General features: G+C 70.6%; 10 protein-coding genes and 3 tRNA genes. 6 read left to right on the plus strand and 7 right to left on the minus strand.

Features of this window, described 5'->3' with window-relative positions; translation table 11 throughout:
- Window positions 1-5 precede the first annotated feature (5 nt).
- The 6 genes from WI697_RS17195 to WI697_RS17220 all read right to left on the minus strand — a co-directional run bounded on the left by WI697_RS17195 (window position 6) and on the right by WI697_RS17220 (window position 7,024).
- Window positions 6-950, minus strand: a complete 945-nt coding sequence (locus WI697_RS17195; protein WP_062767522.1) for a DMT family transporter — start codon at window positions 948-950, stop codon at window positions 6-8.
- A 197-nt stretch (window positions 951-1,147) separates the two neighbouring features.
- A complete protein-coding gene (locus WI697_RS17200) occupies window positions 1,148-1,324 on the minus strand; it encodes an RSP_7527 family protein (protein ID WP_014746170.1) in 177 nt (58 codons plus the stop codon).
- Window positions 1,325-1,520: 196 nt separating this feature from the next.
- Window positions 1,521-2,108: a hypothetical protein gene (locus WI697_RS17205; protein WP_345959295.1), complete on the minus strand. Its 588-nt coding sequence runs from the start codon at window positions 2,106-2,108 to the stop codon at window positions 1,521-1,523.
- Window positions 2,105-3,973, minus strand: a complete 1,869-nt coding sequence (locus WI697_RS17210; RefSeq protein WP_231889493.1) for an ABCB family ABC transporter ATP-binding protein/permease — start codon at window positions 3,971-3,973, stop codon at window positions 2,105-2,107. Before WI697_RS17210 ends, WI697_RS17205 begins: the two co-directional genes overlap by 4 nt.
- Window positions 3,970-6,393 (minus strand): molybdopterin-dependent oxidoreductase, encoded by a 2,424-nt coding sequence (locus tag WI697_RS17215; protein WP_345959296.1) that lies wholly within the window; start codon window positions 6,391-6,393, stop codon window positions 3,970-3,972. The genes WI697_RS17210 and WI697_RS17215 overlap by 4 nt, the downstream gene beginning before the upstream one ends.
- Before the next feature lie 555 nt (window positions 6,394-6,948).
- Window positions 6,949-7,024 (minus strand) — tRNA-Thr (locus WI697_RS17220).
- A gap of 279 nt (window positions 7,025-7,303) precedes the next feature.
- Between WI697_RS17220 and WI697_RS17225 the strand changes: the two genes are divergently transcribed.
- The 3 genes from WI697_RS17225 to WI697_RS17235 all read left to right on the plus strand — a co-directional run bounded on the left by WI697_RS17225 (window position 7,304) and on the right by WI697_RS17235 (window position 11,328).
- Window positions 7,304-8,860 carry a DegQ family serine endoprotease gene (locus tag WI697_RS17225; protein ID WP_345959297.1) on the plus strand — a complete coding sequence of 519 codons (1,557 nt, stop codon included), beginning with the start codon at window positions 7,304-7,306 and terminating at the stop codon, window positions 8,858-8,860.
- Window positions 8,861-9,113: 253 nt separating this feature from the next.
- Window positions 9,114-9,830 (plus strand): response regulator transcription factor, encoded by a 717-nt coding sequence (locus WI697_RS17230; RefSeq protein ID WP_014746165.1) that lies wholly within the window; start codon window positions 9,114-9,116, stop codon window positions 9,828-9,830.
- Window positions 9,820-11,328 carry a HAMP domain-containing sensor histidine kinase gene (locus tag WI697_RS17235; protein ID WP_345959298.1) on the plus strand — a complete coding sequence of 503 codons (1,509 nt, stop codon included), beginning with the start codon at window positions 9,820-9,822 and terminating at the stop codon, window positions 11,326-11,328. The genes WI697_RS17230 and WI697_RS17235 overlap by 11 nt, the downstream gene beginning before the upstream one ends.
- Here WI697_RS17235 and rlmB read toward each other — a convergent pair.
- Window positions 11,274-12,071 (minus strand): 23S rRNA (guanosine(2251)-2'-O)-methyltransferase RlmB, encoded by a 798-nt coding sequence (rlmB, locus tag WI697_RS17240; protein ID WP_345959299.1) that lies wholly within the window; start codon window positions 12,069-12,071, stop codon window positions 11,274-11,276. The genes WI697_RS17235 and rlmB overlap by 55 nt on opposite strands.
- Before the next feature lie 321 nt (window positions 12,072-12,392).
- Between rlmB and WI697_RS17245 the strand changes: the two genes are divergently transcribed.
- The 3 genes from WI697_RS17245 to WI697_RS17255 all read left to right on the plus strand — a co-directional run.
- A tRNA-Tyr gene (locus tag WI697_RS17245) sits at window positions 12,393-12,478 on the plus strand.
- A gap of 84 nt (window positions 12,479-12,562) precedes the next feature.
- Window positions 12,563-12,636: transfer RNA gene (locus tag WI697_RS17250), tRNA-Gly, on the plus strand.
- 90 nt (window positions 12,637-12,726) lie between these two features.
- The coding region (locus WI697_RS17255) for a GTP-binding protein (protein WP_345959305.1) at window positions 12,727-12,847 on the plus strand (121 nt) is incomplete at its 3' end.

Below are 12,847 nucleotides of genomic sequence, written 5' to 3' on the forward strand. Positions count from 1 at the left end.
CCCGGTCAGCCGCGGGCGGCCCGGGGTGTCCTGGTGGTGAGCACCAGCCCGGCCAGGATGGCGATGCCGCCGACCAGATGATGGGGCCCCAGCCTTTCGCCCAGGAACAGCATGCTCCAGACCGGCGTCAGGATCGGCATCAGATGCATGAACAGCCCGGCGCGATTGGGGCCGATCTTCGCCACCGCGCCGTTCCACAGGATATAGGCGATGATCGAGGGGAAGATCGCGACATAGGCGATCGCCGCCACCGTGGTCGCCGAGACCACCGGCAGGCGGCCGTCGAGCACTTCGGTCAGCGCCAGCGGGCTGAGCGCCAGCATGCCGATCAGCATATTGGCCCAGAGCAGCGAAAAGGGGTGCAGCCAGGCCGGCTTGAAGCGCAGCGCCACCGAATAGACGCCCCAGGACAGCGTGGCGCCCAGAATCCACAGATCGCCCGCGCCGATCTTCAGATGCAGCAGCGCCATGGGGTCGCCGCCGGCGACGATATAGGCGACGCCGCAGAAGGAGACGACGATCCCGGCCAGCTGGTTGCGGCCCAGCCGGTCGACGCCGGCCAGCGCCGCCATCACCGCGATCGCGATCGGCATGGTGGCGTTCAGGATGACGGCGTTGATCGCGGTGGTCCGCTCCAGCGCCAGATAGACGAAAGTGTTGTAGCCGGCGACCGAGGTCAGCCCCATCAGCAGCAGCTTGGGCCAGGCCCGGATCAGGCCCGACCGGTCGCGCAGGACATGCGGCCAGGCGATCAGGCTGAACAGCAGGAAGGCGAAGAACCAGCGCAGGAAAGACAGGGTCAGCGGCGGGATCTGCCCGGCGACCGCCCGGCCGACCACGAAGTTGAACGACCAGAAGGTGACGGTCAGCACCAGTGCCGCCATGGCGCGGCGGCGGGTCGTGCGATCGATCGTGGCGTCGGTTGCGGCGCGGGGGGTATCCGATGCCACTGTCTGACCTTCCCGAAACACTGTGGCACCCGGTATCCGGGCCCCGAACGACATGAGGCGCCGACCTTAACGGGTCGGCGCCTCATGGTCGAGACCGGGCTGTGGCAAGTCCCCGAACCGACGGCACGACGTCCGGGATATGCTGCGCTGCAGCACGGATATGCGGGGGCGTGGGAACTGCCGGAAGGGAGATCCGGTCAGCGGGCGGCGAGGCCGCCATTGGTGCCCTGGTGACCGCCGAACAGGCGGCCGATGCGGGCGAAGAGGTTTTCGATCGACTGGGCGAAGGCGCGGGCGCGCATCTGGCGGGCTTCGCGGATCAGCGCGTCGATTTCGTCCTGAGAGGGGACCTGGGCGATCTTGGTGGCGGCCATGGGGTGAGGCTCCGGTTTCAGTCGGCTCCGGGGCGTCCGTGACTGTCGGGCGCCGCGCCGGAGCGGTCGTGTTCGATGACTGAAAGTTAGGCCCGCAGGCGGCGTTTGCCCAATGCGCCTTTTGCAATGCAGCACATACTTCCGGACGTATCCCGGCTTCGGGACATATCCGGCTTCCGGACGTCTCCCGGTTGCCTCAGCGCTTCCTGCCGCCGGGCGGGATGCCCGCCGCGGCCAGCGCCGCCGGCACATGGCGCTGCATGATCATCGCGATGACCTTTTCGCGCCCGCCGGCAAAGATGTTGGGCAGGGCGATGTCGACCTCGACCCGGCCGTCGTCGAGCCGCCGGCCCCCGGGGCCGAACAGCCGGGCGGGGCCGGGGCGGCCGGTATGGATGGTGGGGTCGATCCTGACCGCGAGCACGATGCCCATGAACCAGGCGCCGAGTGCCGAGCGGCGCATCTGGACATCCGCCCAGGGGATCGGCCGGTCGCTGCCGAGGAAGGGCGCGATCAGCCCGTCCTTCGCCAGCACCATCACCGGCCCCGGGCGGCGGACGAGATCGATCACCGTCCAGACCAGCATCCCGGCGATGCCGGCGAGCAGGGCCGAGAACACCAGCAGCGCCGCCGGATCCTCGATCGCGCCGCTCAGCCCCTGGACCGCGAACCAGGCACAGGCGGCGATCCAGACCAGCCCGACCACCAGCAGGGTGGCGATGCGCATCGGACTTTTGGCCACGGCGACCTCGGGAAAAGACGCGGTCTTTGTGCGTCGGGTCATGATGCCGCCTCTTCCGATGATCCACGCTCGACCGCCTCGGGCTCGGCACTCTGCTGCGCCCAAAGCCGGGCATAGAGCCCGCCAGCGGCGACCAGCTCGTCATGGCGGCCCTGTTCGACCGCCCGGCCGTCTTCCATCACCACGATCAGATCGGCATCGACGATGGTCGACAGGCGATGGGCGATGACCAGCATGGTGCGGCCGCGCCCGGCCAGCGCCAGCCCGTCGCGGATCGCGGCCTCGGTACGGGTGTCGAGGGCCGATGTCGCCTCGTCGAAGATCAGGATCGGCGGATCTTTCAGCAGGGCGCGGGCGATCGCCACCCGCTGCTTCTCTCCGCCTGAAAGCTTCAGCCCGCGTTCGCCCACCCGGGTTTCCAGCCCGTCGGGCAGGCTGGCGAGCAGGGGCCCCAGCGCCGCGCGGTCGAGCACGGTGCGGATCTCGTCGGGCGTGGCATCGGGGCGGCCATAGGCGACGTTGTAGCCCAGCGTGTCGTTGAACAGCACGGGATCCTGCGGAACCATGCCGATCGCGGCCCGCAGGCTTTCCTGGGCGACCGCCCCGATCTCCTGGCCATCGATCAGGATCCGGCCGGAGCCGGGGTCGAAGAAGCGGAACATCAGCCGCGAGACCGTGGATTTGCCGGCGCCCGAAGGGCCGACGATGGCGACGGTGCTGCCGGCGCGGGCGGTGAAGCGCAACCCCTTCAGGATCGGCCGGCGCGGATCGTAGCCGAAGACGACGTCTTCGAACCGGATCTCGCCGCCGGTGACCCGAAGCGGCGGGGCGTCCGGGCGATCGGCGACCTCTGGCGCCACCGCCGCCAGCGAGAACATGGTCTCCATATCGGTCAGCGACTGGCGCAGCTGCCGGTAGACGAAGCCCAGCACGTTGAGCGGCACATAAAGCTGGATCAGATAGGCGTTCACCGCGACGAAATCGCCGATGGTCATGCTGCCGTCGGCGATGCCGCTTGCCGCCAGCAGCATGATCGCGACCAGCCCCGAGGCGATGATCAGCCCCTGGCCGACATTGAGGCCGGACAGCGACAGCTGGGCGCGGACCGCTGCGGTTTCATAGGCGGCGAGCGCACGGTCATAGCGCTCCGCCTCGCGGGTTTCGGCCCCGAAATACTTCACCGTTTCATAGTTGAGCAGGCTGTCCATCGCCCGGCCGCCGGCTTCCTGGTCGCGTTCGTTCATCACCCGGCGATGAACGACGCGCAGCTCCGAGACCCGGATGGTGAAGGCGACATAGATGCCGACGGTGGCGAGCGTCACCGCCGCGAAGCGCCAGTCATAGAGCCGCCAGAGCACCACCGCGACCAGGCAGAGTTCGATCAGCGTCGGCACGATGCTGAACAGCACCGTCGACAGCAGGAACTGGATGCCCTGGACGCCGCGCTCGATGGCGCGCGCCAGCGCCCCGGTGCGCCGCTCCAGATGGAAGCGCAGGCTTAGCCGATGCAGGTGGCGGAAGACGTCGAGGCCGGCGGCGCGGGTGGCGTTCTGGGCGACGCGGGCGAAGACTGCATCGCGGACATCGCCCAGCGCCTGGCCGGCCAGGCGCGCCACGCCATAGGCCAGGATCAGCATCACCGGCACGGTGACCGCGGTCGCGGCCGTGCCGGCCCCGGTGCCCAGCGCATCGACCGCCTGCTTGTAGAACAGCGGCACGGTCAGCATCGCCGCCTTGGCACCGACCAGCGCCAGCAAAGCGAACACCACCCGCATCTTCATGTCGGTGCGGCCGCGGGGCCAGAGATAGGGCAGCAGGTCGCGGGCGGCGGCGAATTGCGGCCGCTCCACCGGTGCCGGCGGCAGATCGGCGGGCAGGCCCCCGCCGCGGCGCATGCCTCGGCTCATGCGGCGGGTCCGGTGTCGGGGCTGACGGTCGTTACGGTGTCTCGATCTGCGAACATCGGGCCTTCATGGGGGCTGGGGCGTTCCGCGGCGGCGGTGGCCGGATCGACGCGCCGGATGTCGACCAGACAGGTCTGGGCGGCCGGCGCCTGGGCGATCGGCGAAGAGCCGGCATCGCGGGTGAGCAGGTTGGGATTGCCGTGGCGGCAGACCGGCCGGCCGGCGGCATCCTTCAGGGTGGGAGAGGGATCATACCAGGCGCCGGTCGGCAGGGCCGCCACGCCGGGCATGATGTCGGTGGAAAGGCGGGCCGCGGCAAGGCAGGCACCGCGATCATTCCAGATCATCACGCAGTCGCCATCGGCAATGCCGCGGGCGGCGGCATCATCGGGATGCAGCATCACCCGCTCGCGCCCGTCATGCTTGGCCGCAAGCGACGGGGCGGCATGGTCCAGCTGGCCGTGCAGCCGCGTCGCCGGCTGGGGCGACAGCAGATGCAGGGGGAAACGGGCGGTGAGGTCGCTGCCCGCCCATTCGGCCGGCGGCTGCCAGCAGGGATGGCCCGGAAGCCCCATGGCCGCGATCCTGTCCGACGCCAGTTCGATGCGCCCCGAGGGTGTCGGCAGCTTCCCGGCCTCCGGGTCGGCACGGAAGTGGACAAGCCTGCCGGCGCGCTGTCGGGCGGCATCGGGCAGGGGGGCGGGGTCGATCCGCCCCAGGGCGCGCAGGCCGGCCAGATCGGGCAGGTCGGGCAGATCGGGCAGGTTGGGGGCGCCATTGCGGGCGCGATCCCAGAGCCGCGCGAGCCAGGCTTCGGCGTCGAGCCCGTCATCGAAGGCGGCCCGGCAGCCCAGCCGGTCGGCGATGGCCGCCAGGATGGCGTGATCGTCGCGGGCCTCCGCCACCGGCGGCACCAGCGCATCGGCGGCGATGATCGTGGGGCCCTGCAGGCCGCCCGCGATATCGGCGCGTTCCAGCGGCCCGGTGGCGGGCAGGACCAGATCGGCGCGGCGGGCGGCCTGGGTCCAGACCATGTCCTGCACGATGATCGTGCGCGGCACCGCCCAGGCGCGGATCAGCCGGTTCAGATCCTGATGATGGTGGAAGGGGTTGCCGCCTGCCCACCAGACCAGCCGGATATCGGGGGCGGTGATCCGGCGGCCGTCGTGATCGATGGTGGCGCCGGGGGCGAGCAGGATGTCGGCGAAGCGCGAGACCGGCACCTCCATGCCGTTGGGGTTGGGCAAGGCCCCGATCAGCCCCGGCCGGCGCCCGGTCTGGGGCAGGCCGAAGCCGCCGCCGGCGCCATAGCCGATGCCGACCCCGCCGCCGGGCAGGCCGATCTGGCCCAGCGCCGCCGCCAGGGCATGGGCGGCCCAGACCGCCATCTCGCCGTTCTGGTGGCGCTGCACGCCCCAGGCCATGGCGATCACCGCCCGGCGGCCGGCGAGATTCCGGGCAAGGGCGGCGATGGCGGCATCCGCGATGCCGGTGATGCCGGCCGCCCAGGCCGGGGTCTTGGGCGGCGTGCCGTCGCGGCCCAGGATATGGGCTTCCAGCACCGGCCAGCCATGGGTGAGCCGGTCCAAGGCCGGCCGGTCGATCAGCCCTTCGCTGACCAGCACATGCAGCAGGGCCAGGATCAGCGCGACATCGGTGCCGGGGCGGATGCGGAGCCATCGGGCCCGGCCGGCCGCGGCCGCATCATCGGCCATCGGCGCCACGGTGACCATGTCGAGGCCGCGATCGAGCGCGCGGGCCAGCGCGGCGCCCACCCGGTGGTCGGGAATGCCGCCCCAGTCGAGCTGGGTGTTGCGCAGCGGGATGCCGCCGAAGCTCAACAGGATGTCGGTCGTGGTCGCGATCTCGTCCCAGTCGGGGGCGGCGGCGCCGGCGGCGGCGAAATCCAGCCCCAGAACATGCGGGATCATCCGCTCGGCCGCGCCGTGGGAATAGGTGCCGACCCCCATGGTGAAGCCGCCGGCGGCGGCCAGCAGCCGGTGCAGCTGGGCGCGGGCACGGTGGAACCAGCCGGCGGAGCCCCAGCCATAGCTGCCGCCATAGATGGCGGTGGGGCCGTGGTCGCGATGGATGCGGGCGAGTTCCGCGGCGGCCAGATCCAGCGCCTCGTCCCAGGGCAGTTCCACGAAGGGGGCCTCGCCGCGCCCATGCCCCTCCGGATCGCGGCCCGCTTCCACCGCCGCAAGCCAGGTGCGGCGGGCGGCGGGGCGGCGGATGCGCAGCCGGTGATCCACCTCCGCCAGCGCCAGACCAAGCGGCGTCGGCGCCGGATCCGCGGGATCGGGCGCAAGCTGCGGCCGGCCGGCCGCGTCCAGGCTGGCCTGATAGGGCCCGTAATGGGTCATCAGCCAGCGGGTCGGATGGGTACCGGTGGCGCCCGGTTCGATGGAACGATCACTCATCCCCTCAGACTAGCTGCGCCTGCGGTCCGCTGGAAGCCTCCAGCTTTTCCCCCGTTCTGGTGGAGAAGTCTGTGGACAACGAGTCCAAACCCCTGACTCCATCCGAGTCGTTCAGGGGCTGCCTAAGAATCGGGCAGGTTGTGCCGGCTGTGGATCAGGCCGCCCGCCCGCAGTGCACAACGCGCTGTTGCACCGCGGTGAAGCGCGGGTGGGCCGCTCTGCTGCGCGGGCGGGGCCGGGGCAAAAAGAAAGCCCCGCAAGGCACGCGGACGCGCCGGGCGGGGCTCAAGTCAAGCATCAGCACCAATCGGGTAGGGTCCATCCGGGCACGGGCGCCAGAATGGACGGGATGCCGGGGAGTGGGAGCTGCCGCCGGCATCACGGCTACGCAAGTCACTATAGGAAACGGCGGACGCACGCGAAGTGACGGACATCACAGGTTAAGTGACGTTCCCGAAAAGGCTGTGTAAAGCCGGTAACCGGAGCGGTGGCGGGTCGCGCTGGGGATGGCCGCGGCGTGTGCCAGCGGGGCATGGGGCCGGGGGCGGGCCGCGCTGGTGCCGGATGGGGGACTTGAACCCACAACCTTCCGCTTACAAGGCGGGTGCTCTACCAATTGAGCTAATCCGGCAGCCGGCGCCGCATCGGGCCCGGGACGCTTCCCGGCCGGGGCCGGGTACAGCCTGTGCGCGACGGCACCCGCACTACATACCGCGTGACGGTGATCGGGACAAGGCTACGAAGGTCGGAAAGATGAACGGGCGTTCATGTTCCTGACATCCGGCGGTGAGGGCTCGGCTGCTTGAATGATCCTCGACGACGCAGCCGGGGAGAGGTCTTCCCCCCCTCTCTGCTTCCCCAACGCTCCTCCCCGACGGGGACAGGCTGCACTGACCGAGGATCTGACGCCATGACCGAACAGCTTCCCCAGCCGGCCGCGATCCGCACCCGCGATTTCGCCGCCCGCCGCCACGCCAACCGCCTGCGCCGCTATGGCGCCGGACTGATGGCCGGTGTGGCGCTTGCCCTGCCGCTGGCCGCCGTCGGCGGCACGGTGATCGCGCCGGTGCCCGCCAATGCCGCTTCGCTGCCCGAAAGCTTCGCGCCGCTGGCCGAGAAGGTGATGCCGGCGGTGGTGAACATCTCTACCACCCAGGAGGTGCAGCAGCCGAGCGGGCCCGAGCAGATGCTGCCCTTCGACCTGCCCGAGAACTCCCCCTTCCGCCGCTTCTTCGAACCCTTCATGCAGGGCCAGCAGCCCACCCATCCCCAGGTGGTGAATGCGCTGGGATCGGGCTTCATCATCGATCCCTCGGGCTATGTCGTGACCAACAACCACGTCATCGACGGCGCCACCGAAATCAAGGTCACGCTGGAAGACAAGAGCCAGTACACCGCCAAGCTGGTGGGCCGCGACCCGCTGACCGACCTTGCGCTGCTGAAGATCGAGGCCGGCCACGACCTGCCGGCGGTTCAGTTCGGCGACAGCGACGCCGCCCGGGTGGGCGACTGGGTGCTGGCGGTCGGCAATCCCTTCGGCCTGGGCGGCACGGTGACCGCCGGCATCGTTTCGGCCCGCAACCGCGACATCAATGCCGGCCCCTATGACGATTTCCTGCAGATCGATGCCGCGATCAACCGCGGCAACAGCGGCGGCCCGGTCTTCGACGAAAGCGGCAAGGTGATCGGCATCAACACCGCCATCTACAGCCCCAATGGCGGGTCGGTCGGCATCGGCTTTTCGATCCCCGCCAATATCGCGACCAAGGTGGTGGCGCAGCTGAAGGAAAGCGGCAGCATCTCCCGCGGCTGGCTGGGTGTGGAAATCCAGCCGCTGACGCCTGAAATCGCCGAGGCGCTGGGCATGGACAAGCCCGAAGGCGCGCTGGTCGCCCGGGTGTTGCCGGGCAGCCCGGCGGGCGATGCCGGGCTCGAACGCGGCGATGTGGTGGTGCAGATCGACGGCCAGCCGGTGAAGGATGCCCGCGACCTGACCCGCAAGGTGGGCGATCTGCAGCCGGGCGACCGGGTGGGCCTGACGGTCCGCCGCCAGGGCGACCAGAAGGATATCCGCATCCGCCTGGGCGAGCGTCCGCAGGATCTGGCGGCCAACCAGCAGGGCGATCATGCCGATCAGGGCGCCGGTGTGGCGGTGGATGCGCTGGGCGTGCGCCTGGCCCCGATCGATGACGGGCTGCGCCAGCGGCTGGGCATCGACGACAGCGTCAAGGGCGTGGCCGTGGTCGACATGCTGCCGCCCAAAGGCGACGACAAGCGGCCCCATGCCGGCCCCGGCCCGGAGCTGCGCCCCGGCGACGTGATCGAACAGGTGGCCGGCACCGCGGTCGACCGCCCCTCGCAGGTGACGGCGCTGATCGACGAGGCCCGGGCCCGCAAGCGCGACCACATTCTGCTGCTGGTCGCCCGGGGCAATGAGAGCCGCTTCGTGGCAGTCGAGATCAAGTGACCGCCGGACGGGTTCATGGTTGACGTCGTCCGGGCCGCGCACCGGCCCGAATGACGCCGTCCGGAGCGGCTGACCCTCCCTCCTGGTCGCTCCGGATCCAGGACCCGCGGGCAGCGCAGGGCAGATGCGATGCTTGCGGGGGGATGCGGGCGGGTGCCACCATTCGGGGGTGCCCGCCCGCTCCGTCTTCTGACCGGGTCTTGCGACCCCCTCTCTGAACCTTCCTGCCCAATGCTTCGGGACATGCCGGCCCATGAAGATCCTGATCATCGAGGATGACGACCGCACCGCCCAGCAGGCGACGCGCGCGCTGACCGAGGCCGGCCATGTCGTCGACCGGGCACCCGACGGGCGCGAGGGGCTGTTTCTCGCCACCGGCGGCGGCTATGACGTGATCGTGCTCGACCGGATGCTGCCGGGGCTGGACGGGCTGGCGGTGCTGGGCGCGCTGCGCGGCGCCGGCCAGGGCGTGCCGGTGCTGATCCTGTCGGCGCTGGCCCATGTCGACGAGCGGGTGCGGGGGCTGAAGGCCGGCGGCGACGACTATCTCTCCAAACCCTTCGCCGCCGTGGAACTGGTGGCACGGGTCGAGGCGCTGGGCCGCCGCCCGGTGCAGGCCACCGCCACCGACCGGCTGGTGGTGGCGGATCTGGAGGTCGATCTGCGCACCAGGCGGGTGACCCGGGCCGGGCGCGCCATCGACCTCAGGCCGCAGGAATACCGGCTGCTCGAATTCCTGATGCGCCACGAAGGCCAGGTGGTGACCCGGGCCATGCTCTATGAAGGGGTCTGGGACTTCCATTTCGAACCGCAGACCAATGTCGTCGAGGTCCATGTCAGCCGGCTGCGCCAGAAGATCGACAAGGGCTTCGGCCGGCCGCTGATCCGCACCCATCGCGGCGGCGGCTATTCGCTGGGCATGGAGGATCCAGTGCCGGCCGGCGGCGACGGAGAGCATGATGACCGCTGATGCGGCCGGCCTGTTCCGGCATCTGCGCCGGACCTCTGCCGCGCGCATCGTGGCGATGTATCTGGCGGTTTTCGTGGCCTCGACCGGCATCGTGCTGGGGGCGGTGACCTGGGCGGCGCTGACGCTGATCGACCAGCAGATCGACCAGACCCTGGATGCCGAGGTGCGGGGCCTGGCCGAACAGTACCGGATCGAGGGGCTGGGCCGGCTGATCGAGGTGGTGCGGGCAAGATCCGGCGCGCCGCGCGGCCGGCCCGGGCCCAATCCCGGCGCCACGCCCGGCATGGGTCTGGGGGGCATCTACCTGCTGGCCGCCCCCGACGGCGTACCGATCGAGGGCACGCTGGATGCCTGGCCGCGGGCCGCCGAGGTGACCGCCGACGGCGCTATCGATGCCGAACTGGCCGACGGCCGGACCGCCCGGGTCCGGGTCTATCAGCTGGCGGGCGGCTTCCGCCTGCTGGTCGGCCGGGATCTGGCCGAGCGCGCCCGGTTCCGCGAGCTGGTGACCGAGGCCTCGGCCTGGTCGATGGGGCTGGTGCTGCTGCTCGGGCTCTATGGCGGCTGGATCCTGGCCCGGCGATCGCTCGCCCGGGTGGATGCCATGGCCCAGGCCGCGCGCCGGATCATGGCCGGCGACATGGAAAAGCGGCTGCCGGTGGCCGGCAGCGGCGATGAATACGACCGTCTGGCGGATGCGGTGAATGCGATGCTCGACGAAATCGCCCGACTGATGACCGCAAGCCGGCTCGCCTCGGACGCCATGGCCCATGATCTGCGCGGGCCGCTGGCCCGGGCCCGGGTCTCGGCGGAAGAGGCGGCGGCGGCGGTGGCGCGCGGCGAGGGGGCTGCGGCCCGCGCCGGGCTCGACGAGGCGGTGGCGGAAATCGACCGGGTGATCCAGACCTTCGAGGCGCTGACCACCATCGCCCGCGCCGAAAGCGGCGCCGGCCGCACTGCCTGGGCGCCGGTAGACATCTCGGCGCTGGTCGCGGAACTGGCCGAGATCTACGAATTGCCCTTCGAGGACGAGGGCCGGCCGGTCACCAGCCTTCTCACGCCCGACATCACCCGACCGGGCGACCGGGCGCTGCTGCAGCGGGCGGTGGCCAATCTGCTGGAGAACAGCCTGAAACACGGCGCCGGGCCGGTGGCGATCCGCCTCGCCGCCGAGGCGAACGGGGACTGGATCGTGATCAGGGTGGAGGATCGCGGAGCGGGGGTTCCGGCGGCGGAACGCGCGCGGGTGGTGGAGCGCTATGCCCGGCTGGATCCGGCGCGCAGCCGGCCCGGAAGCGGCCTGGGGCTTGCGCTTGCCGATGCCGTGGCCCGGCTGCATGGCGGGCGGCTGGTGCTGTCCGACACGGCACCCGGCGAGCCCATGCCCGGGCTCGCCGTGGAGTTGAGGCTGCCGCGCGAGGGGGCGGCGCCCCGGGCGCTGGATCACACGCCCGAAGCGCCCCTCTCTGCACCGCCCCGGCCCGGGCCCAGCGCATAAAGGGCGACGGCGGTCGCCGTGGCGACGTTCAGGCTTTCCACCTGATCGGAGATCGGCAGGCGCAGCAGCAGGTCGCAGGTCTCGCGGGTCAGCCGGCGCAGCCCCGGGCCTTCTGCGCCCATCACCAGGGCCAGACGTTCGGGCAGGCCGGCGGCGCGGACATCCTGCGTCGCATGGCCGTCGAGGCCCACGCACCACCAGCCCAGCCGCTTCAGCTCGTCGAGCGCACGGGCAAGGTTGCCGATCTGGACCAGCGGCACGAGTTCGAGCGTGCCCGAGGCGGCCTTGGCGAGCACGGCGCTTTCGGGCGCCGCCCGCCGTTCGGTGGTGATCACCGCCGCCGCCCCGAAGGCGGCGGCAGCCCGCAGGATCGCGCCCACATTATGCGGGTCGGTCACCTGGTCCAGCACCACGATCAGCGCCGGACCCTCGGGCACGGCGGCGAGCGTCGCCTCGAGATCGCGCTCGGGCAGGGGGGCGAGCTGCAAAGCCAGGCCCTGATGGACGGCATCCTCGCCGAAGCGCCGGTCGATCTCGGCCCGGGGCACGGTTTCGATCTGCAGGTTGCGCCGGCGGGCAAGCTCCGAGAGTTTCGGGTCGCTTGCGGCTTCGGACCGCTCGGCGACCAGGAGCCGGTGCAGGCTGCGCGCCGGATTGGCCAGCGCCGCCTCGACCGGGTGGCGGCCGTAGAACCACAGCCCGCCGCCGGTCTCGCGGCCGCCCTGATCGCGGCGTGGCCGCATGCCCGGCTCACCTCTTGCCAGGCCACGGCCGGTCCGTGTCTGATCACGATGTGCTGACTCACGATTTGACGGTCGGCGGCGATCTTGGTTTGACATCGGTCCTCGGTTTCGTTACGAACGCGCTACACCGCGTTCGACGCGGCCGGTTCCGGCCTCTTCATGGGGCAGGGAACAAGGCTTCGTCAAGCGGACCCGTACTCCGGTACCGGTTCGCGATCGTGGGACAAGGTCTTCGGATGCGTGCTCTGCAACATTCTCGTTGACTTCTTCCCGCGAATTTCCATAGTGCCGTCGCCAAGGCGCGGTGCAGGAAGCACCCATGGAGGGGTGGCCGAGCGGTCAATGGCAGCAGACTGTAAATCTGCCGGGTTTTCCCTACGTTGGTTCAAATCCAACCCCCTCCACCACTTTCCCTGCAGCGCAGCCTGGTCGCGGATGCAGGCGTGACCGGCCTCCGCCCCAAGCGGGGCGGCCCTTATGGTCGCGCGGGCGCGGGTGTAGCTCAATGGTAGAGCTCCAGCCTTCCAAGCTGGCTATGCGGGTTCGATTCCCGTCACCCGCTCCAGATCCCGGAAATGCTACCCTCGCGGGCCCGAAATCTTTGGGCAGCCGCGTTTTCTCCGTCGGTACAGCTCTCTAGTCGGGTTTGAGCAGGATGGGTAAGGAAAAGTTCGAGCGCAGCAAGCCGCACGTGAACATCGGCACGATCGGTCACGTGGACCATGGCAAGACGACGCTGACGGCTGCGATCACGAAGGTTCTGGCCGAGACGGGCG

The sequence above is a fragment of the Tistrella mobilis genome (genome assembly GCF_039634785.1).
Classification (GTDB): Bacteria; Pseudomonadota; Alphaproteobacteria; order Tistrellales; family Tistrellaceae; genus Tistrella; species Tistrella mobilis.